Annotated in this window: 19 protein-coding genes; 10 read left to right on the top strand and 9 right to left on the bottom strand. The window is 62.7% G+C overall.

The genetic code is table 11. The features are described from left to right. Window positions 1–40: 40 nt before the first annotated feature. The gene (locus HALXA_RS17975; protein WP_013875677.1) at window positions 41–1,147 is read right to left on the bottom strand and encodes a MarR family transcriptional regulator; all 1,107 of its coding nucleotides are present in this window, start codon (window positions 1,145–1,147) and stop codon (window positions 41–43) included. A 564-nt stretch (window positions 1,148–1,711) separates the two neighbouring features. Here HALXA_RS17975 and HALXA_RS17980 point away from each other — a divergent pair. Further along, the gene (locus HALXA_RS17980; RefSeq protein WP_013875678.1) at window positions 1,712–2,140 is read left to right on the top strand and encodes an NUDIX hydrolase; all 429 of its coding nucleotides are present in this window, start codon (window positions 1,712–1,714) and stop codon (window positions 2,138–2,140) included. A 143-nt stretch (window positions 2,141–2,283) separates the two neighbouring features. Continuing rightward, a complete protein-coding gene (locus tag HALXA_RS17985; RefSeq protein ID WP_013875679.1) occupies window positions 2,284–3,255 on the top strand; it encodes a sugar phosphate nucleotidyltransferase in 972 nt (323 codons plus the stop codon). 568 nt (window positions 3,256–3,823) lie between these two features. Here HALXA_RS17985 and HALXA_RS17990 read toward each other — a convergent pair. Next, window positions 3,824–5,056: a glycosyltransferase family 2 protein gene (locus tag HALXA_RS17990; RefSeq protein WP_013875680.1), complete on the bottom strand. Its 1,233-nt coding sequence runs from the start codon at window positions 5,054–5,056 to the stop codon at window positions 3,824–3,826. 160 nt (window positions 5,057–5,216) lie between these two features. On the opposite strand from HALXA_RS17990, the gene HALXA_RS22785 reads away from it, so the two are divergent. The 4 genes from HALXA_RS22785 to HALXA_RS22960 all read left to right on the top strand — a co-directional run bounded on the left by HALXA_RS22785 (window position 5,217) and on the right by HALXA_RS22960 (window position 8,042). Beyond that, entirely contained in the window at window positions 5,217–5,381 is a 165-nt protein-coding gene (locus HALXA_RS22785) for an HVO_A0556 family zinc finger protein (protein WP_013875681.1), read from the top strand. 149 nt (window positions 5,382–5,530) lie between these two features. After that, on the top strand, window positions 5,531–6,454 hold the full coding sequence (locus HALXA_RS17995; protein ID WP_013875682.1) for an NAD-dependent epimerase/dehydratase family protein: 924 nt from the start codon (window positions 5,531–5,533) through the stop codon (window positions 6,452–6,454). 169 nt (window positions 6,455–6,623) lie between these two features. Next, window positions 6,624–7,559, top strand: a complete 936-nt coding sequence (locus tag HALXA_RS18000) for an NAD-dependent epimerase/dehydratase family protein (protein WP_013875683.1) — start codon at window positions 6,624–6,626, stop codon at window positions 7,557–7,559. Window positions 7,560–7,892: 333 nt separating this feature from the next. Continuing rightward, complete coding sequence (locus HALXA_RS22960) at window positions 7,893–8,042, top strand: DUF7563 family protein (RefSeq protein ID WP_013875684.1); 150 nt, start codon at window positions 7,893–7,895, stop codon at window positions 8,040–8,042. 477 nt (window positions 8,043–8,519) lie between these two features. Here HALXA_RS22960 and HALXA_RS18005 read toward each other — a convergent pair whose 3' ends face one another. From HALXA_RS18005 to HALXA_RS18020, 4 genes are all read right to left on the bottom strand, one after another. After that, window positions 8,520–9,455: a carbohydrate ABC transporter permease gene (locus HALXA_RS18005; protein WP_013875685.1), complete on the bottom strand. Its 936-nt coding sequence runs from the start codon at window positions 9,453–9,455 to the stop codon at window positions 8,520–8,522. 1 nt (window position 9,456) lies between these two features. Further along, window positions 9,457–10,455 carry a carbohydrate ABC transporter permease gene (locus tag HALXA_RS18010; protein WP_013875686.1) on the bottom strand — a complete coding sequence of 333 codons (999 nt, stop codon included), beginning with the start codon at window positions 10,453–10,455 and terminating at the stop codon, window positions 9,457–9,459. After that, window positions 10,452–11,906, bottom strand: a complete 1,455-nt coding sequence (locus HALXA_RS18015) for an extracellular solute-binding protein (RefSeq protein WP_013875687.1) — start codon at window positions 11,904–11,906, stop codon at window positions 10,452–10,454. The genes HALXA_RS18010 and HALXA_RS18015 overlap by 4 nt, the downstream gene beginning before the upstream one ends. Before the next feature lie 130 nt (window positions 11,907–12,036). Further along, entirely contained in the window at window positions 12,037–13,194 is a 1,158-nt protein-coding gene (locus HALXA_RS18020; RefSeq protein WP_013875688.1) for an ABC transporter ATP-binding protein, read from the bottom strand. A gap of 291 nt (window positions 13,195–13,485) precedes the next feature. On the opposite strand from HALXA_RS18020, the gene HALXA_RS18025 reads away from it, so the two are divergent. Both HALXA_RS18025 and HALXA_RS18030 read left to right on the top strand, forming a co-directional pair. Next, window positions 13,486–16,389 (top strand): glycoside hydrolase family 3 protein, encoded by a 2,904-nt coding sequence (locus HALXA_RS18025; protein ID WP_245550144.1) that lies wholly within the window; start codon window positions 13,486–13,488, stop codon window positions 16,387–16,389. A gap of 171 nt (window positions 16,390–16,560) precedes the next feature. Beyond that, a complete protein-coding gene (locus HALXA_RS18030) occupies window positions 16,561–19,041 on the top strand; it encodes a glycoside hydrolase family 31 protein (RefSeq protein ID WP_013875690.1) in 2,481 nt (826 codons plus the stop codon). 99 nt (window positions 19,042–19,140) lie between these two features. On the opposite strand, the gene HALXA_RS18035 is transcribed toward HALXA_RS18030, so the two are convergent. Next, window positions 19,141–19,905: an IclR family transcriptional regulator gene (locus tag HALXA_RS18035; protein ID WP_013875691.1), complete on the bottom strand. Its 765-nt coding sequence runs from the start codon at window positions 19,903–19,905 to the stop codon at window positions 19,141–19,143. A 219-nt stretch (window positions 19,906–20,124) separates the two neighbouring features. Between HALXA_RS18035 and HALXA_RS18040 the strand changes: the two genes are divergently transcribed. Beyond that, on the top strand, window positions 20,125–20,931 hold the full coding sequence (locus tag HALXA_RS18040) for an SDR family NAD(P)-dependent oxidoreductase (protein ID WP_013875692.1): 807 nt from the start codon (window positions 20,125–20,127) through the stop codon (window positions 20,929–20,931). Between the two features lie 68 nt (window positions 20,932–20,999). Here the strand turns inward: HALXA_RS18040 and HALXA_RS18045 are convergent, their stop codons facing one another. Both HALXA_RS18045 and HALXA_RS18050 read right to left on the bottom strand, forming a co-directional pair. Then, window positions 21,000–22,097 carry a Gfo/Idh/MocA family protein gene (locus HALXA_RS18045; protein WP_013875693.1) on the bottom strand — a complete coding sequence of 366 codons (1,098 nt, stop codon included), beginning with the start codon at window positions 22,095–22,097 and terminating at the stop codon, window positions 21,000–21,002. Window positions 22,098–22,103: 6 nt separating this feature from the next. Further along, the gene (locus HALXA_RS18050; RefSeq protein WP_013875694.1) at window positions 22,104–23,279 is read right to left on the bottom strand and encodes a mandelate racemase family protein; all 1,176 of its coding nucleotides are present in this window, start codon (window positions 23,277–23,279) and stop codon (window positions 22,104–22,106) included. Between the two features lie 958 nt (window positions 23,280–24,237). Here HALXA_RS18050 and HALXA_RS18055 point away from each other — a divergent pair. Then, a complete protein-coding gene (locus tag HALXA_RS18055; RefSeq protein ID WP_013875695.1) occupies window positions 24,238–26,910 on the top strand; it encodes a glycosyl hydrolase in 2,673 nt (890 codons plus the stop codon). Window positions 26,911–26,918: the final 8 nt, after the last annotated feature.

The raw sequence follows: 26,918 nt of genomic DNA on the forward strand, positions 1-26,918 counted from the left end.
CGTCGATCGCCTCGAGCAGTTTCTCGACGCGAATTCCGTCTCACCGCTCGGATTCGGCGCCCATCATCGATCGGATGATCCGCAACTCTTCGTCTTCGGAAATCCGGTCGGACTTCATGCAAGCGTGTACGACCTTGTGTGCGAGTTCGGGGTCGGCGAGCGCGGACACGGTTTCGTCCGTCGGTTGTGACACGGACTCGGACACGGTTTCGTCCGTCGGTTGTGACACGGGCTCGGCCGCCGATTGCGTCCGATCCGCAATCTGCTGTTCGAGCCGATCGACCCGCGCTGTCACCGCCGCGAGTCGGTCGGCGATAGCGTCGGTGCACGCCCGGTCGTTTTCGCTCGGCTCGGGCCGAACGGCCTCACACTCGAGCGCCGACTCCGCATCGCTCTCGACGACTTCGCTCTCGCTCGAGGCTTCCGTCGAACCGGAATCCGTGACGCGGGGTCGGCTGTCGGCTACCGTCGCGCCACGGTCGCCGGATTCGGCACCACTTTCGTCCGCGTCCGACTCGCCGTCGTCGAACAGCGCAGCGGTAAACGCCCGCCGGTCGTCCCATTCGAACCCGTCGATCGAGTTGACGCGCTGGCTGACCGATGCGCTGGTGATACCAAACATCGACGCGAGCTCCGCCTGCGTTGCGTCGGGCCGCTCGTGTACCGCTCGGAGCGTCTCCAGTTGGGCTTCGGTGAAGGACGCCGGATCTGGAACGTCCGAGCCATCGGAGCCGTCCGAGTCGTCCGGATCCGTTTCGGAGTCGGTTTCAGTTGCAGTCTCGCCGTCGCTCTCCGCGTCATCGACCGCGGCCTGCTCGTCGTCGTTTGCGAGCGGTGATGCCGCGCCGGACGACGGCGCTGCAGAGTCGTCGCTCGAACTCCCGCGGTCGGCCGTCGCCCGACTCGAGTCGAACTCGAGCGAGACCGAGTCGTCCGACGGATCGTCGTTCGACTCGGACAGGGTCCCGCCAACGGTCGGTTCGTCGGACTCGTCGTCCGAAACTCCCGACTCGTCGGACGACTCCTCGACGTCGATCGGCTCGTCGCGATCGTCGGCGGCGGACTGTCCGGGGTCCCCGTACTCCTCGAGGACCTTCTCGACGAGCTCGGTGGTTGCCCCGCTTACTTCTTCGGCGATCGCACTCATCGACGCATCAGGCGCCGATTCTGCGGCATCTAAGATCTGCTTGTGAATAACCGCCCGCGGGACGCCGGTACTCGACGATGGGACGGTACGATTCGTTGTCGTCTGATTCGTCGTCTGCTGTGAGTTACTCATGTGTTCCCCCGCTTTGATGGCTGGTCCCAGAGGTGACCGGACCGATACCGGTTCTCCTCTCTACTCAACCGTCATACAAAAAACATTTTCGAGAGCATATAGTACTATCGCTTATATAATATTACTTGTTCGTGGGATGTTGTACCTCCGGATCGTGACTCCGGCACTGTGTCGCGATCATTGGTCGTCTCTCTCGTTTGCCGGACGAAATGCTACGATCTCGGTGGGACTACTAGTCCCGACGCGGTCACCGTTCGTCCTGCGGATCCGCTACCGTCGTTGTCGCCGGAACTGTGCCGCCGCTCTCACCAACCGTCGCCGACGTACAAACCCGTTTCCCCTCGGCGATCGTCATCGCGCCCGGAGACAGTTCCAGCGCTATAATTTCGAACCTCCCAAATGCTTATGAAAGGATGTACCGCATAGGCAACCATGACGGAGGAATTACTTACTGCGACTGTAAGCGTTCGCGGAGTGGTGTTTTCGAACGACGATGTCTTGATTCTACGGCGATCAACTGATCGCGAATGGGAACTCCCCGGCGGCCGACTCGGTCCGGACGAACCGGTCGTGTCCGGACTGCAGCGAGAGCTACGCGAAGAGACGCTTCTCGAGGTCGACGTCGTCGACATCGTCCACGCTACCGCGTGGCGGAACGACGATGATCACGGGCGGTTCGCCGTCTACTATCTCTGTCGAACCGACCACCGGCCGGTGCAGCTGAGCGAGGAACACTCCGACTCCAAGTGGGTGTCGTTCGCCGAGGCGACGACGACGCTCACGAAATCGCACGCCGCTGCGGTCCGCCGGGCGAACCGGCGACGAACCGACCGTGTACGCGAATCCTCCGTCTCCGGGTAACCGTCGTCTGTCAACCAGTTCTCCGTCTGCGGCGGTGGCGAACGCGAGTATCACCGACCCCGATCTCGCCTCCCTTTCGTATTGGATGACGGATATTCGTGCGGACTACATAATTTAAATACCTCGAATCAATCAATAAACCTATGGATGCGATCGTCCTCGCCGGCGGATACGCAACGCGACTCTGGCCGATTACGAAGGACCGTCCCAAGATGTTTCTTCCGCTCGACGGCTCGACGGTGATCGACCCGATTTTCCGATCGCTCGAGTCGGACGACCGGATCGACACCGTCTACGTATCCACGAACGAGCGGTTCGCGGCGACGTTCGAGCGGTACCTCGCGTCGTCGCCGTTCGACAAGCCCACCCTCTCGATCGAGAACACTACTGGAGAGGACGAGAAGTTCGGCGTGATTAGCGCGCTCGCCCAACTCGTCGACCGAGAGGGGATCACCGACGATACGATCATCGTCGCCGGAGACAACTACATCAGCTTCGACGTGAGCGAGTTCATCGATTTCTTCCGCGCGAAAGGGCAGCCGACGGTTGCCGCCTACGACGTCGGATCCCGGACGAAGGCCCGGTCCTACGGCGTTGTGGAACTCGAGAACGATCGGATCTGCGATTTTGAAGAGAAGCCCGAGTCACCCGCCAGTTCGCTCGTCTCGATCGCGTGTTACGGCTTTCCATCGGAGTCGATCGACCTCCTCGACACGTACCTCGAAGACGGAAACAACCCGGACGAACCCGGTTGGTTCGTCCAGTGGCTCCAGAACCGCACTCCGACCTACGCGTTTAGCTTCGACGGCGCGTGGTTCGATATCGGAACGCCGGAGAGTTACCTCGACGCCGTTGCGTTCGAATTGGACGGTTCGTCGACGATCGCCGAATCCGCGACGGTTCGGAACTCCGAAATCGGCGACGGCGTTCAAATTCTCGACGGCGCAACCGTGGTCGACGCGGAACTCGAGCGCGCCGTCGTCTTCCCGGACGCGACGGTTCGAGACGCGACGATGCGTGATGCGATCGTCGGCCGTGATAGTACCGTTCGGACGGTCGATCTCTGTTCGACGATGATCGGACGACGGCGGGAACTCACACCGGCGTCGCTGTGACGATTCTCCTCGCCGGCGCCGATTGCGATCGCTGCCGTTCGGTCGGACGGTAGCCGGCGTCTTCCACAGTTTGCTCCATACTCGTGCAGTCCGCAATCGATCAGCTGCTGTTCTCCCTCTCGTAACGTCGAATGAGTCGTTCGGGAGCGTCGCTTCCGTATCGAGGGTTCCCTCTTTTTCTCTGTACCAAACTCAATATTTGGAAACGAGCCCCATATGTTTACGAGTGTACTCTTGTAATCGGAACGTCGGATTTACGAACCAAACCCGTCTTTTGACCGTACCGAAACCGTCGGTAGCCGTTACGTCTGCACCCAAAAATCGGATGCTGATTGTCGGATGGGTGACGATCCGTAACTGCAGTCCTCGCATCGGCAGTCGACGGAGTGGACTCGAGGTAGCGTCCGTGTCGAGATTCCCAGTATCGAACGGTGTCGAAGGAAACGGAGCAGGTTGGATTGAGTGCGATCTTTCAGCATCCCGTCTACGGAAGGCGAGCGAAAGGCGGCGACGCGGTCGTTGCCGGTCGCGCCGTCGCAGTTGGTTCTGGTTCGGTCGAATCGGATCGCTACCGGGTGATTGCCCCGAGGAAGAACGACGAGAACACCGTCTGCAGGCCGATCACGATGAGGGTGAACGCGAGGATCGATCCGAGCGTGAACGAAACCGAGCCGAATCCGGACGTGACCCACTGGTACACGAGGCTCCCGGCGTACACGCCGCCGGTACCGAACAGCGCGACGCCGAACGTTGCGCCGTACTCGAGCGAGAACGACGACATCGTCCACTCCGTGATCGGGTCCTCCGGCTTTCGGATGGGATCGCTCGAGGCCGTCGCAAAGATTCCGAGCGACGACGTTTGATAGCCCACGATCGTGAGGAGGCTTCCCGCGATCATCGAGTGGATGCCGAACGTGATTCCGCCGATCGTCGTTCCGGTGTAGGTGAGTCCGAGAATCAGCACGCCGAGCGCGGTCATGAGCAGCCCCGGCACCGAAAACAGGTAGCCGGGCGCGTTGACCAGCATGAATCGCACGTGTCGCCAGCCGTCACGGAAACTCTCGAGCGTCTCCTCGCCCTCGCGCTCGTGGTAGACGATCGGCGTTTCCGCGATCTCGAGGTCCTTCGCACCGGCTTCCATGATCATCTCGCTCGCGAACTCCATCCCGGTCGTCTCGAGGTCCATCGTCTCGAGGGCGTCCCGCCGAAAGACTCGGAACCCGCTGTGGGCGTCGCTCACGCCGGCGTCGTAGAAGGTGTTCAGGAATTTGGTCAGGAGCGGGTTCCCCACGTACTGGTGTAGCGCGGGCATCGCCCCCGGCTTGATCTCGCCCTCGAGCCGACTTCCGAGCACCATATCGGCACCGGTTTCCTCGAGCGTTTCGAGGAGTCGCGGAAGCGCCTTGAAATCGTAGGTCGTGTCGGCGTCTCCCATGGCGATGTACTCCCCTCGCGTACGCTCGAATGCGTACCGATACGCGTACCCGTAGCCGCCGCGGTCCGGCGTGACGACGACCGCGCCTAACTCGCGTGCAATCTCCGGCGTCCGGTCCGTCGAGCTGTCGCTGACGATGATCTCGGTCGGCAGTTGCAGTTCCTCGATCGCCGCTTTCGCCCACCCGATGCACGTCTTGATCCCCTCTTCTTCGTTCAGCGTCGGCATCACGATACTTATCGCCGGCTCGAGGTCGCTCTCCCGATCGACGAGGAGATCGTCCGCCGATCGCTTCTCGCCGAGCACCGTACTCCCCGTTTCGGACGATAGATCACGGTCTACGATTGATTCATGTGTGGAAGACATATTTCTGGCTGTGATCTTACGGGACGAATATCGAACGGCCTCCTCTTAACGATATTCCATACTAGTGCGGGAAAATACATCCTGAATTTCGATTGTATATATCGGATAGTTGTTCTAATACGAACATTATTATGGAGTGAGTGAGGAATTCGTACTGGCCATGAGCCAGCAAGAAAGTCCGTCCCTTCGACATCCGGTGATCGAGGGGCTCGAAGGCAGTCAGTGTTCGTTCTGTAACGACGGGCGGCTCGCTCAGGAGCGATACAAAGGAAACACTGCCGTCGTCTGTGAGAACTGCAGTACCCCGAATGCGCAAATCTGGTAGCGAAATCCCGTTCTGTGAGCGCACAGATTCGGTCGCGTATCGCTGACCGAGACGACGGGTTCGAATATTTGATAGTCGCTGCCGGGACCGATGTCTGATACTTCTAGTCCGACCGTAGATTCACATGGGATGCATCCGTAGGCGGGTGTATGGAGGACAAACGCGTCCTAGTCACGGGTGGTGCCGGATTCATCGGTTCCAATCTGGCGAATCACCTCGCGACGGACAACGATGTTATCGTGGCCGACGACGAGTATCTCGGTACCGAACAGAACCTCGACTCCGACGTAGAGTTTCGGAACGTGAGCGTTCTCGCGGACGACCTTCCGACGGACGTCGACGTCGTCTTTCACCTCGCGGCCCTCTCCTCGTACGCAATGCACGAAGACGATCCGACGACGGGCGCCCGCGTGAACGTCGAGGGATTCGTAAATACCGTCGAACAGGCGCGCGCGGACGGCTGCGAGACGGTCGTGTACGCATCCACGTCGTCCATCTACGGGAGCCAGACCGAGCTATCCCCGGAAGATATGCCCGTCACGGTCAACACCGGGTACGAAGCGTCGAAACTCGCTCGAGAACGGTACGGCGAGTACTTCGCGAACCACTACGACATGAACGTGGCCGGAATGCGATTTTTCTCGGTCTATCAGGGCTACGGGGGCGCCGAAGCGCACAAGGGCGAGTACGCGAACGTGATCGCCCAGTTCGCCGACGACCTCGCGAACGGCCGGTCGCCCGTCATCTACGGAGACGGAACCCAAACCCGCGATTTCACGCACGTCGACGACGTCGTTCGCGGGCTGGAGTTAGCGGCCGAGCACGAACTGACGGGCATCTACAACCTCGGCACCGGCTCGTCCTGTAGTTTCAACGAACTCGTCGAACTCCTCAACGAGGAACTCGGAACCGACATCGAACCGGAGTACGTCGAGAACCCGATTCCGACGGACGTCTACGTCCACGACACGTGCGCCGACGCCGGCAAGATGCATCGGGAAACCGGCTGGGAGCCGACGATTACGCTTTCGGACGGCATCGAGCGGGTCTGTTCGCCCTATCGTTCGTCGTAGCGCCCGCGTCGTAGTCCGGTTTCGGTTCGGTCGATGCGCTTCGATTTCGGTCGCGGACTAGTCCGCTCCACCTCGCCGGGGTGCCCATTTGCGGCCGGCGAGTTTATCGCCTTTCCTAGGCGAGGGCCGGCGACGAACGATTTAATAGACGTCAGACCAGTGATCGCGTATGCCAGATCGGCACGTACTCGTTACCGGCGGCGCCGGATTTATCGGATCGCACCTGACCGATCGACTGCTCTCGGACGGTGCAACCGTGACGGTCGTCGATAACTGTTCGAACGGCCGCGAAGCGTGGGTTCCCGACGGTGCCACGTTCGTCCGGCGCGATCTCACCGATCCCGACTCGCTCGAGGACATTCTGACGGCGGACGTCGATCGGGTCTTCCATCTCGCCGCTTCGAAAGCGGTTAACAGCGATCGCCCGCGCGCGCAGTTCGACGCCAACACCCGGATGACCTACAACGTCCTCGAGGCGATGGACGCCGCCGGCGTCCCGGAGCTCGTGTACACTTCCACGTCGACGGTGTACGGGGAGGCACCGCGGCCGACGCCCGAAGACTACGGGCCGCTCGAGCCGATTAGCGTCTACGGGGCGAGTAAACTCGCCGACGAAGGGTTGTGCTCGACGTACGCCCACTCGCACGATCTGATCGTCCGGACGTTCCGCTTCGCGAACATCGTCGGATCCCGCTTGCGCGGCGCCGTTATTCCGGATTTCATCGAGAAGCTGCAGTCGGACCCGCAATCGCTTACGATCCTCGGGAACGGCCGCCAGGAGAAGTCGTACCTGCACATCGACGACTGTATCGACGCAATGTCGACCGTTCTCGAAAACGAGGAGCGCCCCTTCGCTATTTACAACCTTGGGACGCGAACGACGACGTCGGTGACCAGGATCGCGGACATCGTCGGCGAGGAAATGGGGCTCAATCCGACGTACGAGTACACCGGCGGCGACCGCGGTTGGACCGGTGACGTACCGAAGATGCGACTCTCGATCGAGAAACTCGAGTCGCTCGGCTGGGAGCCGACCTACGAGAGCGACGCCGCCGTCCGTCAGGCGACGAGGGACCTCCTCCAGGAACTCGATCTTCTCGACTAAGCCGCTGCGACGCTCGGCCGGTTCACCCGGAAGGTTCGCCGTCTCTCCCGAAGCAAATTCCGGGTTTGAGCGACGATTCTCGGGCTCGAGACATCGACCGGCGCTCAAATAGTCGGTTTGTCGGCTATAGTCGTGACGCTAGCGGTCCGCTGACTCGAACGCGTCCGATCGTGTTCATAGCGAGTTATCGGTCGTTCACTCTAGTGGTTGACATTCGAACACTAGTTTCGATTGTGGACGACTTTGATCCGGGTGTCGTCCTAGTGCTGGACGTGTATCGATAACATTTTTACAGTCGAAATGACGTTTATGCTAACAACAGTTGATACGAATATGAACGAGTGTAATTGCTGCGGTGCGCACGTTACCAGTCGATTTGTCCAGGTATTCGGGACTAACAGCGGGGAGATAAACGGCTGTCCCAACTGCATGAGTTATCGGGAGTTAGCTTCCGGTAACGGCGTCCCGTCGGATTCTCAGTAACATCGTAGGCCGAGTGCGTCGGTCTGCTACGCGGGAGTGCTTTCATGCGGGATCCTAGGGTCTGAATACGTCTAGTCTCGCTCTGGTATCGAATTCGATCAAAACTCCCGTGATTCCGCCATTTTCGCCCGTTTTCGCTCGCTATCCTAGTTAGCAACTAGGGTCCGAATTTATAATACGTTGCGTTCACAGAAGTTCGAGTAGGCAGGGTTCAATGTTAGTGAACGGTATCGAATCGCGTTTATACTAGTGATCGGCGGATTTGACGAGGAATGATATCGTTCGGAATTGTTTATACCTGTACCATTGTAAAAATATCATCAGCGACACCGCTGCGGAGACGGTCCGTACGCCGTAACGGACGTGCCGTTCACCGATGATGAACGACTGCGGTTTCGATTTCGGTTCTCAAGTTGGCCATCTCGTGGATTCTCAGCGAATCGGATTCGTATTCGCTGAGTGTACGCGATCTATCGATCACTCCTTGAGCGCCCCTTGCGTGAGCCCGCTCACGATGCGCTCCTGGGCCACCATGACGATCACTGCCATCGGGATCACGCCGATGATGCTCGCCGCGGCCATCAGGTTGTACTCGACCTGCTGTGTCCCCTGGAAGGCGAAGATTCCGTGGAGAATCGGCGCCCAGTCATCTGGGGTGCCCGTGACCATCAGATACGAGAAGAAGAACTCGTTGTAGACGATGATAAAGGTCAAAATCCCGGCCGTCGCCACGCCCGGTGCGGACAGCGGCACGATGATTCGCCAGAGGGCGCCGATCCGCGTCGACCCCTCGATTCGAGAGGCGTCCTCGAGTCCGTCGGGAATCTGCCGGTAAAACGTCGTCAGCAGGAAGATGATCAGCGGCATCGTGATGGCGCTCAGCGGCATGACGATACTCCACGGCGTGTTGTAGAGTTCGGGCGACTCGAGGCCGATCAGGGTGACCTGTCCGGTGAACAACCGATACAGCGGGATAAGGAACGCGACCGGTGGGAAGTAAGAGATCACGAGGGTCAGTAGCAACAGCGGCGTGCGACCGCGGAACTCGTATCGGCCGAAGACGTAGCCGGCGATACTCCCGACGAACAGGACGATGATCGTCGAGAGCGCGGCGATGACGACGCTGTTCAGGATGTAGAGGTGGAAGGGGACGGTCTCGAACACCTCGAGGAATGCGCCGGGATTGAATCCTTTCGGGACGACTCCCATATCGGCGATCTGATTGGTCGGCGTCAGCGCGAGGACGAACAGCCAGTAGAACGGGAACAGCGACACCGTCAGGAAAAAGCCGAGTCCGACGTAGGTGAGCCACCGGTAGACGGTATCGGGATCGCGGATCGCTTTTCTGGCGGTTCGCTCGAGGACGTTTTTGCTTTCGGTAGACGTGGATGCGGTAGTTGATGCGTCTGCCATGCTATTGCCCTCCGTTTTCTTGGCGACGGATCTGGACCAGATACCCGAGCAGCAAGACCCCGATGAGTGCAGCGATGATGAACGCGACAGCTGCGGCGGAGCCGTATCGGTTCCCGCTCCAGAGGTCGATCACGAGGCAACTCAGCGTCGGCACGGTGTTACAGCCGGCCGTCGATTCGACGAGGCCGTACACCTTGAGCGCGCCGATAGTTCGGAACAGAAGCGCGACGAGCAGCGCCGGGAGGACGAGCGGGAACGTGATCGTTCGGAACTGCTGGATCCGCGAGGCGCCCGCGACCTCGGCGACGTCGTAGAGGCTCCGGTCGATGCTCTGCAGCCCCGCGAGGATCAGCAGCGCCATGAACGCCGACTGCTTCCAGATATCGGCAACGACGGCGACGAACAGCCCGTCCTGGCTGTTGGCCAGCGGCGTCGTCGAGATGAGTCCCAACTCGTTGAGCGGGCCGACCGCGAATCCGATCGACGGCTGGAACATCAGGTAGAAAATCATCCCCTGGATCACGATCGGGACCGCCCACGGGAGGATCAACGCGACGCGAGCCCACCGGCGGCCGCGAAACTCCTTGTTCAGGATCAGCGCCATCCCGAATCCGAGCACCGTCTCGATGGCGACTGCGCTAACCGTGTAGAGCAGCGTGACGGGCACGGCGCTGGTGAACGGATTCGAGAGGCTGAAGAAGGGCCGTTGAAGGTTCGCTTGCCCGGTTAGAATCTCGACGTAGTTTTCTAGACCGACGAAGTCGCCGACGGGATTCGCCCCGGCGACGTTGTCCGCGTGCAGGGAGATGTTGCCCGTGTACAGCAGCGGCCAGATGGCCATCGTCCCCAGCAGCGCGAACACGGGGAGCAACATCATGTAGACGAACTGCGTGTCGCTGCGGCGCTCGAGCCAGTTCAGCAGCGTGCGATCGACGCGGTACCGCGACCGGCTCGTCGACGGTTCGACTCGCGATGCCGTCGTGCTGTCCTCGGCGCTCATGAGTCGCTGTGCTCGGCCTCGATATCGCTCAGTCGATCGGCGAGGCTCGACATCGCTTCCTCGACGCCCGAGTCTCCCATCAGCGCGGCGTTCGCCTCCTGAGCGACGGGGTCGACTTGCTGGTCCCAGACTTCCGTCACGGGTCTGGCCATCGTGTGATCCCCGGCGTAGGAGAGCGCGTCGAGGTACCGACCCATGACCGGGACGTCTCCCGAGTTCTCCAGGACGTCCGGTCGGGGCGGGATGTGTCCGACGAGTTCGAAGTTTCGCCGCTGGAACTCCTCGCTTGTCAGCACCTCGAGGAACTCGAGACAGTCCTCGAGTTGGGTCGTGTTGGGGTTGATACAGTAGTTCCAGCCGCCGAGCGCGCCGATAGAGCCGCCGGTGCCGGGATACTCGCCCTCGCCTTCCGGGACGCCGTAGGGCATCGGCATCACGCCCATGTCCTCGCCGAGCGCGTCGTCGGCCCCGTTGATGTTGATCGAGTAGGGCCAGTTCCGCAGCGCGACGGCGTTGCGGTCGGTGAACGGACTCATCGAGGGCGACAGTCCCCACTGGAACGCCTCTTCGGACGTGATACCGCCGGCGAACGCGTCGAGCGTATCGGGTGCGTCCGTCCCGTGGATGAAGGTTCGGGCCATCCGGAGCGACTCGAGGACGGGTTCCTCGTCGACGGTCACGGGACGGTCGCCGACCGGCCCGTAGAGGTTTTCCTCGGGATTGCCGAAGTACCCGCCGCCCCACGACGTGAGGAACTCGTTGAATACGCAGCAGCCGAGTTGAATCTCGGACGCGGCCTGCCAGTTGAAGCCGTAGTCGACGTCGGACTGCTCGTAGACGTCCGCGAGTTCGTTGGAGAACTGTTCCCACGACAGCGGATCGGTGCTGTACTGCTCCCAGTCGTAGCCGGCGTCTTCGACCAGATCTTTCCGGTACTGGATCGTCGGGAAGTCCGGATACAGTGGCACGCCGTACAGCTCACCGTCCTGGCTCGTCACGGAGTTGACGCTCTGCTCGAAGTAGTCGTTGCGGACCGTCTCGATAACGTCGTCGGACAGTTCGCCCTCGAGGTTCAGTATCTGCCCCCGCACGATAAACGGCAGCGTCCAGCCGCTGTCGAACGCCAGCAGGTCGGGTTGCTCCTGGTTGGAGTTGAGCCACTGGGAGTACTGGTTTTGCATCTCGTCGGTGTTCTCCCCGCCGCTGATCATCTCGAGTTGGATGTCCTCGGAGAGGCCGGCGTCGTACAGCGCCTCTTGAATCGCGTCGCTGTTGTTCTGCCACTCGTTCGTGGCGGTCAACTGTAGTACCGACGCACCGTCGTCGCTGCCGCCGAAACAGCCTGCGAAACTCGCCGTCATTCCCGTCGCACCGGCGAGTTTCACGAACCGTCGTCGCCGAATCGAACTGCGCACAGTCCGCCCGGTCGGGCTGCTGTAGCTGTCAGGCATACACAGTATCGTCCTGCAGTAGATACATATATGTTTCCATTGAACATGATTTGCTATCCTCTCCGAATACTATCGTTCGTGCTACTGCCCCAGCTGCTACCCCTCTCACTCCACTGTTCTTCGGCCCGTCTCACGACGTCGGCTGCTGCTCGGGTTTCAGCCCGTGGACGAGCGCGTCGCCGGTCGCGGTATCGAACAGATGGATGCTCGATTGATCGAAGGTGACGTCGATCACTTCGTTTTCTTCGATTTCCGTATCGGGCGTGACGCTCATCAGCAGGTGGTCCCGCTCGAGGGGAGCGTCCTCGTTGTCGGCGCGGCCGTCGGTTTGCGGCACGAGGTAGACATACATTCGTTCGCCGATCGGCTCGATCACGTCGACCGATGCGCGGACCGACCCTGCCGTCCCCCCGTTGCGATGTGCGGATTCGGGATAGATGTCCTCCGGCCGAACGCCGAGCGTGACTCCATCTGCATCCGCATCCACATCTGCCTCCTCGAGGCCGACGCCGTCGACGGTGACCGTCTCCGACTCGAAGCGACGGTTCGCGACGCTCCCTTCGATGAAGTTCATCGACGGCGAGCCGATGAAGCCGGCGACGAACAGGTTCGCCGGTTCGTTGTAACACGTAAGCGGCGGGGCGATCTGCTGGAGCACGCCGCCGTTGATGATCGCGACGCGGTCGGACATCGTCATCGCCTCCTCCTGATCGTGGGTGACGTAGATCGCCGTCACGTCCAGCTTTCGTTGAATGCGCTGCAGTTCCGTCCGCATGTGGACCCGCAGTTTGGCGTCCAGATTCGCCAGCGGCTCGTCCATGAGGAACACCTCCGGATCGCGCACGATCGCGCGGCCGATCGCGACGCGCTGGCGCTGCCCGCCGGAGAGCTCGCTGGGCATCCGGTCGAGCATCCCCTCGAGTTGCAGCGTTTCGACGGCGTCGTCGACTCGGCGGTCGATGACCTCGTCGTCGGTGCCCCGGATCCGGAGCCCGTAGCTCATGTTGTCGAAGACGTCCATGTGGGGGAACAAGGCGATGTTCTGGAACACCATGGCGATATCTCGGTCCTTCGGCGGCAGCCCGGTCACGTCTTCGTCGTCGATATAGACGCTCCCCGACGACTGCGTCGTGAGGCCGCTGATCATCTCGAGCGTCGTCGACTTCCCACAGCCCGAGGGGCCGACCAGCGAGATGAACTCGCCGTCCTCGATCTCGAGGGTCATGTCGTCGACGGCCGTGACGTCGCCGTACCGCTTGCTCACGTTCTCCAAGCGAACCGAACCCATGCTCAGAATATCATAACTCAGCTACATAAATATTCGTACTGTCGAGGGTCGCTCCGCTCGAGCGTCGAGTATTCGGCTTTTCCCAGTGAGCACTCGCTGGCCCGGTCGACGAACCGTCGTTCGGCTAAAACCGCGATCTGACCGGACCGATTATTTATTTCTCACCTTCATATTTGAATTAAATAGGTATATTTTTAGCATCGATGGCGGATAGTGTAACCGGAGTATCCCATACCAATGGTTAGCAAGCAACGCAGACGCCTACTTGCGAGTATCGGCGCCGGAACGAGTTTGCCGCTCGTTACCGGAGCAACCACTGCCAGATCGGACGATGACGGGACCGCAGCGAGCGGGAACGAAACAGACGGCGAGACGGGGCCACCCTTTGACGAACAGGTTGCAGCCGTCCTCGAGCGACTGACCGTCGAAGAGAAGGTTTCGTTGCTCCACCAGTACCAGCCCCCGATCGATCGGGCGGGGCTCGACGCGTTCCGGACGGGGACGGAGGCGCTGCACGGCGTCGCCTGGCTCGGCGAGGCGACCGTCTTCCCGCAGGCGATCGGCCTCGGGAGCACGTGGGATCCGGACCTCGTTCGACGAATCGGCGACGCAGTAGGGGACGAGGTACGCGCGATGCACAACGCGACCGACGGCGGCGTCGGGCTCAACGTCTGGTCGCCGACGGTCGACCCGCTCCGGGATCCCCGCTGGGGCCGCAACGAGGAAGGGTACGCGGAAGATCCGCTGGTCACAAACGAGATCGCGACGGCGTACACGGACGGGTTGACCGGCGACCATCCGGACTATCTCAAGACGGCGCCGATACTCAAACACTACATCGGGTACAACAACGAGACCGAGCGGACGACGACCAACGCGGAGATGCCGCCCCGACTCCTGCGCGATTACTACCTTCCCTTCTTCCGCGACCCGATCGAGTCGGGTACCGCGGTCGGCGTCATGGCCTCGTACAACGTCGTCAACGGCCGGCCGATGACGGCCTCGCCGCTGCTGAGCGATCCGATCCGCGAGTGGGCGCCCGACCCGAACGCGATCATGAACGTCAGCGACGCCTGGGCGCCGTTGAACCTCACCGGCGCGCAGGAGTACTTCGACTCGGACGCGGAAGCGCGCGCCGCCGCGGTGCTGGCGGGACTCGACAGCTTCACCGAGTTCGACGCCGACAACTCGACGACGACCGACGCCTTGCTGGGCGCGCTCGAGGAAGGCCATCTCGAGGAGGATGACATCGATCGGGCCGCCGGCCACGTATTGACCGTCCGCTCGCTGCTCGGAACGTTCCTCGATCCCTCGGAGGATCCCTACGCCCACCTCACCGAGGAAGTCCTCGGCCACGAGGACCACCGCGAACTCGCCCGGGAGGCGGCGCGGAAGGGGACGGTCCTCCTCAAAAACGACGCCGACGGTGCGCTCCCGCTGTCCGAGGACGACACCGTGGCCGTCGTCGGTCCGCTCTCCGACCGGGTCTTCGAGGACTGGTACAGCGGCACGATGCCGTACCGGATCACCCTCCGCGAGGGAATGCGCGACCGGTTCGGGCCCGACCAGCTCCGGACCGACGTCGGCGCCGATCGGATCGCGCTCAGAGAGCAGTCCTCCGGCGACTACGTGTCGGCCAGCGTCGGCAAGGGCGGCGGCGGTCTCAGCCTCCAGCGCAACGACGCGCCCAGCGTCCAGTTGTTCGAGCGCATCCAGTGGACGGACGACCACTGGACGCTCCGGTCGACGGCGAACAATCGGTACGTGACCGTCGACGGCGACGAACTGGTCAACTCCTCGGAGGGGCCGGGCGGCTGGGAGGTCGTCGACGAGGCATTCGAGTTCGTCGACGTCGGCGGCTCGGTCGTCCTCCACCATCCCAGCAGCGGCAACTACGTGACCGTCGAGGACGGGATTCTGCAGGCTGCTGCCGAGGAACAGTCCGACGCCGCTCGGTTCGGCATCGAGGTCCGAACCGACGGGATCGAAGCCGCGATCGAGGCCGCCCGCGACGCCGACGCCGCCGTCGTCGCCGTCGGGACGCATCCCCTGATGGGCGGCCGCGAGACGCAGGATCGCGACCGCCTCGCCCTGCCCCACTCCCAGCGGGAACTCGTCGAGCGGGTCAGCGACGCCCAGTCGGATACCGCGGTCGTCCTGCAGAGCAGCTACCCGGTCCACCTCGAGGGCGTCGAGAACCGCGTCCCGTCGATGCTGTGGACCAGCCACGCCGGGCAAGAAACCGGACGCGCCTTGACCGACGTCCTGGTCGGCGACGTCTCCCCCGGCGGCTGCCTGACACAGACCTGGCCCCGGTCGGCCGACCGCCTGCCCGACATCACCGAGTACAACGTCGCCGAGACGGGAATGACATACCGGTACGGGCAGGACGACCCCCTCTACGCGTTCGGACACGGCCTCACCTACACCAGCTTCGAGTACGGCGACCTGCAGGTCTCCCCGAGCGCGCCGCTCCAAGCGGGCGAGACGGCGACGATCAGCGTCTCCGTGACCAACACCGGCTCGAGGGCCGCCGACGAGGTCGTCCAGTGTTACACCAGCCAGCGCCAGTCCCGAACGGACCAGCCCGAAAAAGAGTTGCGCGGCTTCGAGCGCGTCCACCTCGAGCCGGGCGAGCACACGACCGTCGAGTTCGAGATCGAATACGACGAGTTCTCGTTCTGGGACGTCACCCGCCAACAGCGGGTCGTCGAACGGGCGACCCACTCGGTGCTCGTCGGCTCGGCATCCGACGACATCCGGGTACAGGGATCGATCCGCGTCGACGGCGAGAAGATCCCGCCGCGGGACCTCTCCGAGACGACGCGGGCCGTCGACGCCGACGACTGGTCGTGGGACGAGATCGAACTGCTCGACCGCTCGCGCTACGAGGGAACGGTCGTCGGGATGACTGACGGCTCGTGGGTCGCCTTCCACGACGTCGATCTGCGGGACAAACCGACGGAAGCGACCGTCTCGGTCGCCAACGGCGGCGATAGTGCGGTGACGGTCGAACTCCGACGCGACTCGCCATCCGGTGCCGTACTCGGTCGGGCGGAAGCCCCGCCAACTGGCGGTGTATACGAGTACGAGGAATACACGCTGTCGCTCGAGCAAGCGACCGGCAATAATCGGGAACTCTACGTCGTCGTTCGCGGCGGCGACGCACGCGTCAACACGATCCGACTCGAGTGATCGGTCGACGCTCGACGGCCGCCCGATCGAGACCGCTCAGCCGGGTACGCCAGTGGCCGTCCGCTGCGAGGGGACGCTCTCGCCCCGCTCGTGTTCACCGAACCGACCGTCTTTTCGCGCGTACGTATTGGCAGAGTAACAGTAAAGGGATCGGAGCACGCCTGTACGCGCATGCAGTGTAAACTCCTGCGCTCGGAAGCCGACGGTCCGTGCATTCGGACCGCGGAGGGCATCCTCAAACTACAGGTCGTCGACGACGCGATCGTCAGGGTCGTCGTCGGAAGCGAACCGCTCACCGAGCCGGCGACCGACAGCCCGATGATCGTCGAGCAGTCCGGCGACGCCGACTGGTCGCTCGCCGAAACCGAGTCGACCATCTCCCTCGAGACCGCGGCGCTGCGGGTCGACCTCGAGAAAGACACCGGCGCGCTCACGTACCGGGACGCCGACGGCGACCGCCTCGTCCGGGAACCGAGCGACGGCGGCCGACGGCTGGATCCCGTCGACGTCGAGGCGATGGCCGGCGAGAACGCCGCCTCGCCGCACGACACGCTCGACCGCGAGGCCTACGCGACGACGCTCGAACTCGAGTTTTCCGACGACGAGGCGATCTACGGGCTCGGCCAGCACGACGATGGCATCGCAAACTACCGTGGACACGACCAGCACCTCTACCAGCACAACACGAAGGTTGCGATGCCGGTCTTCGTCTCGACGCAGGGGTACGGCCTCCTGTTCGACAGTTACTCGCTGTCGACGTTCCACGACGACCGCCACGGGACGTACTTCTGGTCGGAGTGCGTCGATGAACTCGATTTTTACGTCGTTTACGGGCCGGCGTTCGACGAGATCGTCTCCGGCTTCCGCCAGCTTACGGGGACGGCGGCGATGCTCCCGAAGTGGTCCTACGGTTACGTCCAGTCGAAAGAGCGCTACAAGAGCCAGGACGAACTGCTCGAGGTCGTCGACGAGTACCGCGACCGGGAGATCCCGATCGACTGCATCGTGCAGGACTGGCAGTACTGGCCCGACTCGACCGACGACGACCCCGACTTCGAAGAGTGGGGCGGTCCCGGGGGCGACTGGGGCCAGTGGGGACAGAAGTCCTTCGAGCCGGAGCGCTTCCCCGATCCCGACGCGCTGACCGAGAATCTCCACGAGCGCAACGTTCGGCTGATGATCTCCATCTGGCCGAACATGATCACCGGCGAGAACTACGAGGAGATGGCCGAAGCGGGCCACCTGCTCGACGATGGCGACCTCTCGGCGCCCGACAACGAGGTCAACTACTACGACGTCTTCGACGAGGACGCTCGCGAACTGTACTGGAAACAGGCCGACGAGGGACTGTTCTCACACGGCGTCGACGCCTGGTGGGCAGACTCGACGGAGCCGTACAACCCCGACTGGGGCCTCGAGCGCCCCCTCGAGCCCGCCCAGCGGCTCGCGTTGATCACGGGCGACTACAAGCAGGTCTTCGATCCGGCCTACATCAACGCGTACTCGCTGTATCAGGCGAAAGGGCTCTACGAAGGTCAGCGATCGACGACCGAAGACAAGCGCGTCCTCAACCTGACCCGCAGCGGCTATCCGGGCCAGCAGCGCTACGGCGCGATCACGTGGTCGGGCGACATCGAGGCGACCTGGGACCGACTCGAGAAACAGCTCGCCGACGGCCTGCAGTTCACCGCGACCGGGAATCCGAAGTGGACGCTCGACATCGGCGCGTTCTTCGTCGAAGACAATACCGACGAGGAGTTCTACGCCAACGGCGACTTCAACGACGGCTACGAGGACCTCGGCTACCGTGAGCTCTACACTCGCTGGTTCCAGTTCGGTACCTTCCTGCCGCTGTTCCGTTCGCACGGGACGAACACGCCCCGCGAGATGTGGCGCTTCGGCGAACCGGGCGACCGGTTCTACGAGACGCTCGTGAAATTCGACGAACTGCGCTACCGCTTACTTCCCTACATCTACTCGCTGGCGGGCTGGGAGACCCACCGCGACTACACGATGTTCCGCCACCTCGCCTTCGACTTCCGCGAGGACGAGCGCGTTCACGACATCGCCGATCAGTTCATGTTCGGTCCGTCGCTGCTGGTCTGTCCGGTCACCGAACCGATGTACTACGGCCCCGACTCGACGCCCCTTGAGGGTCGGGCGAAGGCCCGCGAGGTCTACCTCCCCGAGGGAACCGAGTGGTACGACTTCTGGACCGGCGAGCGCTACGAAGGCGGGCAGACGATCATCGCGGATGCGCCCCTCGAGAAGCTCCCGCTGTTCGTCCGCGCCGGCAGCGTTCTGCCGATGGGGCCGGTCGTCCAGCACACTGAGGAGCGGCCCGACGCACCGTGGCACGTGCGCGTCTATCCCGGTCACGACGGCTCGTTCGACGTCTACGAGGATGCCGGCGACGGCTACGACTACGAGGACGGCGCCTACGCCGTCACACCCCTCGAGTGGGACGACGGCGCGAGCGAGCTCGCGGTCCGCGAGCGGGAGGGATCGTTCCCCGAGCTGGTCGAAACCAGAGACCTGCACGTGGTTGTGGTCGACGGCGGCCAAGGCCGCGGGATCGGCGTCGACGAACACGAGCCGCAGGCGACGGTCACTTACGACGGGACCGAAACCAGCGTGACGATCGATCGGTAAATCGCTCGCGATCGTCGACAGCTTTCGGCACTAGCCTCGACTATCATCGTTGCGGCAGCGCTCGGCCGGAGTATCACGAACGACTGCAGTAGTCGATGATCAGGAGTACGTAATGTTAAGTTCGATCACGTTCGTCGCCTGCTCGAGCAGCGACGGAATCTCTTCTTCGAGGCGGTCGCCCTGTACCCGGGTCGTCGGTCCCGAGATCGAGAGCGCGCCGAGGACGCGACCGCTGTCGCTGCGAATCGGTGCCGCGGCGCAACAGAGCCCCTCGAGTCGCTCCTCTCTGTCGAAGGCGACCCCCTGCTTGCGGACTTGCTCGAGTCGGGCGTAGAGCGCCTCCCGGTCCGTGATCGTGTTCTCGGTAATCTTCGGCAGCCCGTGCTGGTCGATGATCTCCTCGACGCGCTCTTCTGGCATATGTGCGAGGATCGCCTTTCCGAGCGCCGTACAGTGGAGATAGACCCGCGTGCCGACGTGGGCGTCGACCTCGACGGCGTCGTCGCCGGCGACGCGGTAGACGTAGGTCCCCCGACCGTGCTCCTCGACGAGGAGGTTTACTAGCTCTCCCTCTTTCTCGGCGATCTTGTCCATTTCCGGCCGGGCGATATCGTACAGGTCCCGCCGACTGCGGGCGTAGGCGCCCAGTTCCAGAAACCGAATGCCGACGTGAAACGTCGTCCCCTCCTTGACCACGTACTCCTCCTCCTCGAGCGTACTGAGATAATTGTGGACGTTGCTCTTGGGGAGATCGAGGTGCTCGGCAAGTTCCGTCACCCCGGCGCCGTCGAGTTCCTTGAGCGCCTCGATGATTCGAAACGTCGTTTTTGTCGATTTGATCGGGTTGGCCGCTTTTGGGGACATACCATGGATATTGTTATCCATTATACAAAAACTTTGGTTTCACATTGTGAAACGATATATTATGGTCAGAACGGTCTACCGACTACCACGACTGACCGGCTCTATAACGGTATCGGCAGGTAAGAGGAGGATAACGCAGGTAGGTAATCTACGCCGTAGTGAGGCTCGAGCGTCCGGTCTCGAGGGTAGTTATATATGTCATCCCAACGTACGGTTCGTATGGTCGGACGGACGACGTACGACTACCGCGGGGAATCGGCGGTCGTCACCGGTTCGACGAGCGGTATCGGCCGCGGCATCGCAAAAGCGTTCGCCGAAGCCGACGCGAACGTCGTCGTCAACGCGCGGACTGCGGACGACGTCGAGGAGACCGCTGCGAAACTCGACGAGTTGGGCGAGGGACGCGTTATCGGCGTCTCGGCGGATCTCTCCAGTCCCGACACGATCGACCGGCTCGTCGACCGGTCGATCGACGCGTTCGGCGAGATCACCGTCCTCGTCAACAACGCCGCGGTCTGGCCCGAGGAGGAGTCGATGGTGACGGCCTCCCTCGAGGACTGGGAGGCGGCGATGAACGTCAACGTTCGCGCGCAGTTTTACGCCTCGCAACGCGTCGCACGGCACATGCTCGAACGTGATCTCGAGGGCGCGATCGTAAACGTGACGAGCCAGACGGGCGACCGGCGGACGGGCGGGCGCGGCCTGTACGGAACGTCGAAAACGGCGGTCAACGGGCTCACGTGGCGGATGGCACACGAGCTCGCGCAGGAGGGGATTCGAATGAACGCCGTCTCGACTGACGTCACCGAGTCCCGGCAGCTCCGGTACGAAGCCGAGCAGATCGCCGCGGCGAAGTCGGAGCGGACCGCCGAGGACGTGCTCGAGGAGTGGGGCGACGAACGGCCCCTGGGTCGACTCGGCCAGCCGCGAGACGTCGCCGACGCGGTCCTGTTCCTCTGTAGCGACGCCGCGTCGTACGTCGTCGGGACGATCGTCCGCGTCAGCGGCGGCGGGAACCTCCAGTAGCGGTCCGAATTCGCCGCATCCGTTTCGATCCAGCTCCTCGAGTTCACTTCCCCTACTCACTGGACCCCTCACCACGAGGTCACGCGAACGTCTCGCAGCGGCCGTGCCAGCGGAATCTCGACCTGCCCTCCCGAGTGATGTGAGAGGTAGAGCCCGATGATGATCTCGAGCGACCGCGTCGCCTCGACTCCTGTCGACCCGTTTTCGGCCCGGCCCTCGAGCACGTCGACGATGTGGGCGGCGGCGTTTGCGAACGCGCGCTCGTAATCGTCCTCCCAGGTCCACGACCCCTCGATACCCGGAAGCGACGCTTCGACGTGCTCGCCGTCCTCGAGGCGCCAGTAGCGCCACTCGCCGTCGTCGTTGTTCAGATAGAGTTTCCCCGCGTCGCCGATAAACTGCAGCGTCATCGAGGAACTGTCGCGGGGGATCGTACAGTCGACGGTGACGAAGGTGTCGTCGTCCATCACGACGAAGCCGCCGCCGCCGGCGTCGTCGACCTCCCGGGCGGCCTCGAGATCGTCGACGGCCTCGTTGTCGCCGTTCACGTACCCTGAGACGGTCCTCGCGCGGGCGTCGAGGAGGTAGACGAGCGTGTCGAGCAGGTGCGTCGAGTTCCGGAGTAGCTCCATGCGGAACTGCGCGGTTACCGACAGCGGCTCGCCGAGAATTCCGTCCTCCTGGACGAGGGTGCGAAGCTGCTGGAGCTTCTCCGTGAAGCGAAACGAGTGGTTCACGAGCAGTTCGGTGTCCGTCTCCTCGCAGACCGTAACCATCTCGCGGGCGTCGGTGACCGCTGAGGCGATCGGTTTCTCGCACCAGATGAGGTCGGGGTCGGCCGCCGACCGCGCCGCGTCTACGACGTGTCTGTGGTGGAGGTAGGAGGGCGTACAGACCGAAACGATATCGAGCGATTCCGCCTCGAGCATCGCCTCGTGGCCGACGTACCGCCGACCGGGAGGAATCTCCCAGGCGTCGCCGAACTGCCCGAGTTTCGACTCGTCGACGTCCGTGATGGCGACGAGTTCGATCTCGTCTTGGGCGTCGAAACCGCCGGCGTGACTGGCCGTGATCTTCTCGCGGCCGATCCGTTCCTCGTCGTGCATGCCGAGAATGCCCATGCCGGCGATGCCGCCCGTCCCGATGATGCCTGCCGTATAGGTCATCGGGGATCACTCGTAGACGTGCAACTGGCCGGTCTGGTTCTCCTCGATGTAGTCCCAGTCGTAGTCGACGCCGAGCCCGGGGCCGTCCGGAACGGTGACGTGACCGTTCTCGTCGACGGTATCCATCATGTCGGAGTACCCGCCCTCGTACACCGGCGGCTGCGTGTTCTGACACTCCGGGTGGACAAGCGCCATCTCGTAGTAGTTCGTGTTCCGCGTCGCCGCGATACAGTGGCGCTGGGCCGGCCCCGGCGCGTGGAACTCGACGTCCAGTCCGAACGATTCGGCCATGTGGACGACCTTCATCGCACCCGTGATTCCCGCGTCGTACTCGGGATCCGCGCGGACGAAGTCGGTGCCGCCGTTCGCCACGAAATCGGCGTGGGACTCGAGCCCCCGAACGTGCTCCGTCTGGAGGATCGGCGTCTCGAGTTGCTCCCGGAGCTTCCGGTGGCCGTGCTGGGAGATACCGCCGTCCCGGTAGGGATCCTCGTACCAGAGGAAGCCGTGTTCGTCGAGCGCGCGACCGACTTTGAGTGCATCGGCGAAGGTCTCGTACTCGCAGGCCGGATCGAACATGAGGTCCATTTCGTCGCCCACGCGCTCGCCGACCGCCTCGATCGACGCGATCTCGCGATCGAGGTCGCGACTCGCGTCGCTGCCGCCCCAGCCGTGAATCTTGTACCCCGGGAACCCGCGCTCGAGACACTCTTCGGCGAAGTCGGCGAACGCCTCGGGCGAGTCGAGGCCGCCGTTCTCGTCGCCGTGGTAGGTCGAAGCGTAGGCCGGGATCGACTCCCGGTAGGTCCCCAGCAGTTCGTGGATCGGCGCGTCGTAGTACTTCCCAGCGAAGTCCCACAGCGCAATGTCGACCGGTCCGATTCCCATCCGATCGTACTTTCGCAGGGCCCGTTTGATCTCGCTCCAGTGTTTCTCGCGCTCGAGCGGGTTCTTCCCGACGAGGTAGTCGGCGAACATGTTGATCTGGGCCGCGCCCGGCGAGTTCCCGCCGACGTACTCGCCGGCGATCCCCTCGTCGGTGTGGACCTTGATGCCGAACAGCTTCCGCCACGTCGTCTCGCCGGGCTCGTAGACGAGATTGAACCCGTGCTCGTCGGTCCCGATATCCTCGAGCGGGTACTCGAATTCCCGACTTTCGATCCGCGTGATCGTCGGTGCCATACCACGTCATGTGGTAACCAGCACTATAAAATTCCCTGAAGGTGTAACTGCCGCAAGTGGACCGAATTCGTTATACGATAGTGAACGAACGTCCGATAAATTCGGTCCAACGTTCGTTTGGAACCGTTTCGCTCGATCGGTTCCGGCGGGTGACGACCGATACTGGCTGCTGCGGTCCCCGCAGTTGCCGCAGTACGTCTCGTCTTCAGCGTCGCCGCTATCCGATGTACTTTCGGTTCAGATATAGTGAACGGAAGGCGGAGACTGGCCGTCGAGAGTTGTTTTTAGGGGTCGTTTTCCACATCGGCACTAACCGCTTTCCGTTTTCCCGTCGAACCGACTCGGAACCCGCCCAGCTCACGGCCCCTCGCGCCGCTCGTTGAACTTCGCTTCAACATCATTGAACAGTAGTTCGAGTGAAGATTTACACGTGGGATTTACAGGCGTATGGCTGTAACTCATCTGGCTCATATGCGGCTCTTCGACGATCGGCTGCCTGCGTCACGCGGTTATAGCTCACTACCTCGCCAACGAATATCTATTATTTTTGTCTATTCTCCCTGAACATGATATATAACTGTCTAATTTGTCCTGTTCTAGTCTACTGATTGTTCACTCTCCTTCATGGAAAAATGAACTATAAGATAGAGTAGGAATTGACGTCCAGGAGCCGACTCGAGGCTCTCGCAATCGCTCCGGCGTTTTCGACACGCAACACGGAAGCCGGCCGCTCAGTTGCTTACAGTGACTGTGTTTGAACGTTAGAAGTGTTCGTCGTTCGCTTTTCCCGCCGCAGCGACCCATTATATCTAGTGGAAAAATATAATAGATATTATCTGAAAATGGGTAGTGGTAGCGATCCACAGCGTGCCACTGCCGGCGACTCTCCAGCAAGCAGCGATGCGGTAACAACGAGGAGTCTCCGGCGGGTCACGCACGGCGCTATCGGTCGATACGCATGTACGACGAACGTCCGTCCGACGACGATGGAACCGACAGCAAACCGAACTCGAGCGACGTCTCGCGGCGAACCTACTGTAAACTGATCGGGGCTACCTCGGCCGCCGGTGCGATCGGCGCGACCGGCACGGTGAGCGCAAACGATCACGTGACGGTCGGGAACGGCAGCTACACGACGACGTTACCCGCAGGTGCGGAGGCGCCGCAGGACGCTATTTGGGCGACGGCGAGCTTCAGCGACGAACCCGTTCCGACTAACGACTGGTGGTCGAGCCTGGTCTGGAACGCGTTTTCGGAGAACATGTTCTCCCAGCCGCTCATGCTCCGGGCGGAAGAAGACGGCTTCCTCGTGAAGAACCCGACCGAGTGGATCGACGGCTCGACGACGGTGATGGACAATCAGGGGCGCGATCTAACCATTGGACACACGGGTGCGGACAGTTTCGCGGACGCGCGCCTCGACGATCACGGCGACTGGTCGGTCGACGCGGTCTGGGGCGCCGGGACCGCAACGACGCTGCGCGCGACGTTCGCGCAGGGCTCCCCGTTCGTGTTCTGCGAGTACGCGGGCGGCGGCGCCGAGATCACCTTCGACGCGGCGCCCGAAGTTTGGGCCGACGAGGGGAACGTCCTCGGCGTCACGATCGACGGCCACCATTACGGGCTCTTCGCGCCGTCCGGAACGAGCTGGTCGGGCGTCGGCACCGACACGCTCGTCAACGACCTCGGCGGTGCGGGGTACTGCTCGGTCGCAGTCCTCCCCGAATCCGGCTTCCTCGAGACCGCCGAAACGTACGCGTACAACTTCGTCACCGACACCCGCGTCGACTGGGAGTACGACGAGGCGAACGCCGCGGTCCACACGACTTATACCTTCGAAACCGACGACAAACCCGAAAGCGCGGCGACGGGGACGATCACCGCGTTGCATCCCCACCAGTGGAAGTACAGTGACGACGAGACGCTGGGACCGACCTACACGTCGCCCCGCGGGGAGATGCGCGTCGTCGCCGGGCCGTCATTCTCGACGACCTACGACTACGGCGGCATGCTGCCGTTCCTGCCGGACGAGGGGAGCTACGACGTCGCGGAGCTACAGGGCTACATCCAGGAAATCGACACCTCGATCGAGGGGCCCGACACGTACAACGTCGGCAAGGACTACGGCCGCCTGGTCGAGAGCAAGGCGCTGGCCGAACAGTTCGGCCAGACCGGCAAGCGCGACGAAATCGTCGGCTCCCTGCGGAGTCACCTCGAGGGGTGGCTCCAGGCAGAGAGCGGCTCGGAGGAACTGTTCTACTACGACGATAACTGGGGGTCGCTGCTGGGCTATCCCGAGAGCCACGGGTCGGCCTCGTCGCTGTCCGACCACCACTTCCACTACGGCTACTACGTCCGCGCAGCCGCCGAGATTGCGCGTACCGATCCCGGCTGGGCGGCCGACAGCGAGTGGGGCGGCATGGTCGAACACCTGATCCGCGACTACGCGAACCCGAGCCGGGATGACGACATGTTCCCGTTTGCTCGAAACTTCAGTCCCTACTGCGGGCACTCTTGGGCGGAGGGCGGCGGCGCCGAGTTCGCCGACGGCAACAATCAGGAGTCGTCCTCCGAGGCACTCAACGCGTACGCGGCGATCATCGAGTGGGGCGAGTACACCGGCAATCAGGAACTGCGGGACTTCGGTATCTACCTCTACACGACCGAACTCCACGCCGTCCACGAGTACTGGTTCGACGCGGACGACGACAGCCATCCCGACTCGTGGGACTACGATACCGCCGGCATGGTGTGGGGTGGCGGCTACGCCTACGCGACCTGGTGGACCGCCGATGAGGAGGCGATCCACGGCATCAACTGGCTGCCGTTCGCCGGCTATTCGTTGCACCTCGGCTGGGACGATGCGGCGCCCGAGGCGAATTACAACGAACTCGTCGCGAACAAGGGAACCGACGAGTTCGACTACTGGCCGGACCTCATGTGGATGTATCGGGCGTTTTCGGACAGTCAGGACGCCGTCGACAAGTTCGAAGCGCGGAAGAACAGTTATGAGGTCGAAGCCGGCCACACGCGCGCTCAGACGTACCACTGGCTCTACAACCTCCACGAGATGGGTGCGCCGGACGGGACCGCCACCGCGGACACGCCGTTCTATCAGGTGTTCAGCGACGGCACCGAGCGCACCTACGTCGCCTACAACGCCGACGACGCCGGCACGACGGTGACGTTCTCCGACGGGACCGAGCTGTACGTGCCCGCGAACTCGATGGCCACGTCCACCGGCGACGATACCGGCGGCGGAGACGGCGGCGACGGCGGAAACGGTGGCGACGGCGGTGACGGCGGCGATGGTGGCAACGATGGCGGAAACGACGGCGGCAGCGGCGAGCACACCTACTCCGGCGACGCCGGCGAGGGGTGGACTGCCACCGTTACCGACGACGGCACCGATAGCCACTGGGAGTTCGATCCGAACAATGCCGCCGAATGGGCCGATATCCAGTTCGACAACGGCAACGGCTGGATCGGCTACCGCATGACGGCCGACGGCGACGTCCACACCCACGTTCGAGACGCCTCCGACGACGGTGACTCGATCGACGTCCGGTTCGTCTGGGACGACGGCGCCGGGACTCAGTACGTCTCCGACGCGTTCACCCACCAGTACTGACCCCTCAC

It is taken from the genome of Halopiger xanaduensis SH-6 (genome assembly GCF_000217715.1).
In the GTDB taxonomy this organism is placed as follows: domain Archaea; phylum Halobacteriota; class Halobacteria; order Halobacteriales; family Natrialbaceae; genus Halopiger; species Halopiger xanaduensis.

Coding starts and splice junctions, on each gene's coding strand:
- HALXA_RS18005 (WP_013875685.1), bottom strand. CDS start 9,455: ATGGCAGACGCATCAACTACCGCATCCACGTCTACCGAAAGCAAAAAC.
- HALXA_RS17975 (WP_013875677.1), bottom strand. CDS start 1,147: ATGAGTGCGATCGCCGAAGAAGTAAGCGGGGCAACCACCGAGCTCGTC.
- HALXA_RS18045 (WP_013875693.1), bottom strand. CDS start 22,097: ATGACCTATACGGCAGGCATCATCGGGACGGGCGGCATCGCCGGCATG.
- HALXA_RS18030 (WP_013875690.1), top strand. CDS start 16,561: ATGCAGTGTAAACTCCTGCGCTCGGAAGCCGACGGTCCGTGCATTCGG.
- HALXA_RS18040 (WP_013875692.1), top strand. CDS start 20,125: ATGGTCGGACGGACGACGTACGACTACCGCGGGGAATCGGCGGTCGTC.
- HALXA_RS22785 (WP_013875681.1), top strand. CDS start 5,217: ATGAGCCAGCAAGAAAGTCCGTCCCTTCGACATCCGGTGATCGAGGGG.
- HALXA_RS18035 (WP_013875691.1), bottom strand. CDS start 19,905: ATGTCCCCAAAAGCGGCCAACCCGATCAAATCGACAAAAACGACGTTT.
- HALXA_RS17980 (WP_013875678.1), top strand. CDS start 1,712: ATGACGGAGGAATTACTTACTGCGACTGTAAGCGTTCGCGGAGTGGTG.
- HALXA_RS18055 (WP_013875695.1), top strand. CDS start 24,238: ATGTACGACGAACGTCCGTCCGACGACGATGGAACCGACAGCAAACCG.
- HALXA_RS18020 (WP_013875688.1), bottom strand. CDS start 13,194: ATGGGTTCGGTTCGCTTGGAGAACGTGAGCAAGCGGTACGGCGACGTC.
- HALXA_RS18010 (WP_013875686.1), bottom strand. CDS start 10,455: ATGAGCGCCGAGGACAGCACGACGGCATCGCGAGTCGAACCGTCGACG.
- HALXA_RS18000 (WP_013875683.1), top strand. CDS start 6,624: ATGCCAGATCGGCACGTACTCGTTACCGGCGGCGCCGGATTTATCGGA.
- HALXA_RS18050 (WP_013875694.1), bottom strand. CDS start 23,279: ATGGCACCGACGATCACGCGGATCGAAAGTCGGGAATTCGAGTACCCG.
- HALXA_RS18015 (WP_013875687.1), bottom strand. CDS start 11,906: ATGCCTGACAGCTACAGCAGCCCGACCGGGCGGACTGTGCGCAGTTCG.
- HALXA_RS17985 (WP_013875679.1), top strand. CDS start 2,284: ATGGATGCGATCGTCCTCGCCGGCGGATACGCAACGCGACTCTGGCCG.
- HALXA_RS22960 (WP_013875684.1), top strand. CDS start 7,893: ATGAACGAGTGTAATTGCTGCGGTGCGCACGTTACCAGTCGATTTGTC.
- HALXA_RS17990 (WP_013875680.1), bottom strand. CDS start 5,056: ATGTCTTCCACACATGAATCAATCGTAGACCGTGATCTATCGTCCGAA.
- HALXA_RS17995 (WP_013875682.1), top strand. CDS start 5,531: ATGGAGGACAAACGCGTCCTAGTCACGGGTGGTGCCGGATTCATCGGT.